4 protein-coding genes and 1 pseudogene are annotated in these 3,083 nt (G+C 56.4%); 2 read left to right on the top strand and 3 right to left on the bottom strand.

What is annotated here, in order from left to right:
- Both B7449_RS16645 and B7449_RS16640 read left to right on the top strand, forming a co-directional pair.
- A partial coding sequence (locus B7449_RS16645; RefSeq protein WP_048883862.1) for a TolC family protein occupies window positions 1-968 on the top strand: 968 nt, incomplete at its 5' end.
- Window positions 969-984: 16 nt separating this feature from the next.
- Window positions 985-1,269 carry a hypothetical protein gene (locus B7449_RS16640; RefSeq protein WP_039734207.1) on the top strand — a complete coding sequence of 95 codons (285 nt, stop codon included), beginning with the start codon at window positions 985-987 and terminating at the stop codon, window positions 1,267-1,269.
- Between the two features lie 60 nt (window positions 1,270-1,329).
- On the opposite strand, the gene B7449_RS16635 is transcribed toward B7449_RS16640, so the two are convergent.
- The 3 genes and pseudogenes from B7449_RS16635 to B7449_RS22945 all read right to left on the bottom strand — a co-directional run.
- Complete coding sequence (locus B7449_RS16635) at window positions 1,330-2,139, bottom strand: alpha/beta fold hydrolase (protein ID WP_003631394.1); 810 nt, start codon at window positions 2,137-2,139, stop codon at window positions 1,330-1,332.
- A gap of 187 nt (window positions 2,140-2,326) precedes the next feature.
- On the bottom strand, window positions 2,327-2,800 hold the full coding sequence (locus tag B7449_RS16630) for a RidA family protein (protein ID WP_039734209.1): 474 nt from the start codon (window positions 2,798-2,800) through the stop codon (window positions 2,327-2,329).
- Window positions 2,801-2,836: 36 nt separating this feature from the next.
- Window positions 2,837-3,040 (bottom strand): annotated as a pseudogene (locus B7449_RS22945) (c-type cytochrome); the annotation flags it as partial.
- Window positions 3,041-3,083: the final 43 nt, after the last annotated feature.

Raw genomic sequence — 3,083 nt, 5'->3', positions numbered from 1 at the left:
GAAAATTCTCATTCAAAAGTCACTCTTTTTATGGGGGGATTACCACCCAGTTGCAGATCAAAATCGCCACGGACAATATCGGCGTTGCAAAACACGCGGTGGATCTGACTAACAAGCTGTATCTGGAAGGCGTGGGGAACACCCTGCAGATTGCGCAGGCTCAGGCCGAGCTGGATACACAGATTGCAGCGCGTGAACCGCTGAAAACCCGTGTTTCTCAGATAACGCACGCTATTGCCGTGCTGCTGGGGCAGATGCCGGGCTCTCTGGAAGATGAACTGAAGGTGCCGCGGCCCCTGCCGACCGTGCCGGAATTCCCCGCGACCATGCCGTCTGTCGTGATTGCCAACCGCCCGGATATCCGTATGGCGGAACGGCAGTATGCACTGGCGACGGCGCAGATTGGCGTTGCTGTGGCCAACCTGTATCCGCACTTTGTTATTCCGTTGACCTTCAACCCCAACGCGTCGGCCATGTACCAGCTGTTTCAGGTGAATGCCATGAGCTGGCAGTTCCTGATGATGGCGAGCCTGCCGCTGATGCACGGTGGCAAGATGACGTCCGAAGTTCGGGCGGCTCAGGCCTCGGCGGAAGCAGCACGTTTGACCTATCGTCAGTCGGTGCTAAACGGCTTCAAGGAAGTTGAAGACGCCATGGCGGCCTGGCATGATGACATTGAATATGCCGAGCAACTGCATAAAGCGGCAGAAGATAGTGCCACGGCCAGTGAGCGGGCACGGCGGCTATATGGTGCTGGTCTGGTTGGCTTCCTGGAAGTGCTGACAACCGAGCGCACCACCCTGAATGCGCAGAACATGGAAGCTCTGGCGCGTCTGGAACGCCTGCGTGATGCTGTGAACCTTTACACGGCTCTGGGCGCGGGCTGGAAAGGTGTGGCGCTGACCAATTCCACCCTGCCAGTTTCCCTCGAAACACAAAACGTGCTAGCGCGGGCCTTCAAGCAATGATCTGAAAGGTCACATCATGAGCAAGTCTTCGTCTCCTTATGTGCGTCGGCTGCTCTGGATTGTGGCCTGTTTTGTGGGTGGTTTTGCGCTTTTGTGCGTGAGTGGCTGGGCGCTTGTCGTCAACGGCAGCACGCAGGACTCCGCGATGGTGACAGTCCTCCGCTGGCTGCCCGTTGCAACGGGTGCGATCACGGTAGCCGCGGGATTTTTCCTGCTGTCTCTGCCCGTGCCAGGAGACCCGGAAGACTTCTTTCTGCCGGATGACGCCGACGGCGAACTTGAGAGAACAGACGGGAAATAAAAAGAGGTTCAGCCCGTTATCAGAGCTGAACCCTTCTCGCCCTGACCGTCAGTGTGACCGTCAGGCTTTGACGGACAGAAAGTCAGCCAACGCTTCGTTAAACAGAAGCGGGGCCTGCAGGAAGGCGAAGTGGCTGGTCTCGGGCAGGATCATGTAAGAACTGTCCGGAATATGCGCCACCAGATATTCCAGATGGGCGCGATGAATCATCTCGTCCCGGTCCCCATCCACAACCCATGCGGGGCAGCGGATGGCGTTCAGGCGGTCTTCCGTGAATTCGGCATCATGCTCCCATTTCCACAGGCCCCAGACGGTTTTTGAAAAGACATCAAATTTATCCGGGGTCGGGGAAAGCTCGCGGTAGTCTTCTGTGGCGCGCTTTACAAAAGCGTTGACCACCTTATCTCCGCTACACGCCAGATTGAGGCCGGATGCGGACATATGCGGCCCGTAAGCAAAGATGCGTTTGATGCGATCCGGGTGTTCAGAGGCCAGAATAATGCTCTGCACACCGCCATCGCTCCACCCGACGAGACTGGCATTCGGAATTTCCAGATGGTTCATCAGGTGAATGATATCGTCTGCCATCTGAGCGTAGCTGAGGGGTTTATCCCCTAACGTGCTGCGGCCATGCCCGCGGCTATCCACGAGGATGACACGGTGCGTTTTGGCCAGATAAGCCGCCTGTATGCCCCAGTAGTCAGAGTTTGCCATGCCCCCATGCAGCATGATGATGACATCGTCCCCTGTGCCGCCTTCCGTATAATAGAGCGAGCATCCGTTAATGGGGGCGTGCTGTCCTTTAAAGGAGGCCAGAGGGGCCGGGGTGGCAGGCAGGGTCTGCCAGCGTTTTGTTAAATGCTCAGTCATATCGTCAGGCCTCGTAAAAGAGCATGTTGTGGGTATCTTGGTATAACAAGATACCCTGCGCCTTTAGATGGCCGTGTATGACGAGACTTGCAAATGTGTGAGGCGGGATGCTGTTTCCCCAGATCCCCCGCTTGTCTTTTGGTTTGAAAAGCGATAGACTGGGGAATTCGTTGTCAGGCAACAGGCCTTATTTTTTAGGCGTCCGAACGGCCGTTACTTCAATTTCAATCAGCCATCCGGGGTTGGCGAGCTGGGCCACGGCAAAGGCGGAGCGCACTGGCAGATTAGGCTGCTTTTCTGTGCCGAAATACTGGGTGTAGGCCTTCATCATGCCATCAAAATCCAGCTGCTTTGTGCGCGGGTCCGCCACCATATAGATGTGCATCTGCACAACATCACCCATGGTCAGGTTCAGCTTTTTCAGCTCGCCTTCAATGCGCTGGAGAGAGGCGAGTGTCTGGGCGCGGGTGTCGCCATAGGCCTCAAGGCTTTTGGGCGGCGCGGTTTTGTCCTGCACCGGAGCGCCCATGCCGCTCAGATAAATGGTGGTGGCCCCGGCGGGGACTTCCACCGCGGTGGAGATGGGGAATTTCCCCTCACCATGACGGATCACGCCGCCTTCAGCATGCGCCAGAGCAGGGAAGGCAGCCAGAGCCGTCAGGGCTGCGCGGGGATCAGGCTTTTAAAAAGGCGCACGTTATTCTGCCTCTACTGACAGATGGGGACGCATTTCAGACACGTCTTCTGGTTTCAGGGCATCAGTATAATGGTTCCCGAAATGTGTGCGAACGTAATTGACGACATCGGCTACCTGCTGGTCATTCAGCAGTCCGGCAAACCAGGGCATGCCGCCAAAGCCGTTCAGCACCACATAAGCAGGATACTCGGCACTTTTCAGTTTGGGATCACGACACGAAAGTGTATTTTACGTACGCTTGGAGTGA

Origin of the sequence: Komagataeibacter intermedius TF2 (genome assembly GCF_000964425.1) — a bacterium.
Classification (GTDB): Bacteria; Pseudomonadota; Alphaproteobacteria; order Acetobacterales; family Acetobacteraceae; genus Komagataeibacter; species Komagataeibacter intermedius.
Note: the sequence above shows the minus strand (reverse complement) of the source record. Positions and strands in the feature narration are given on the sequence as shown.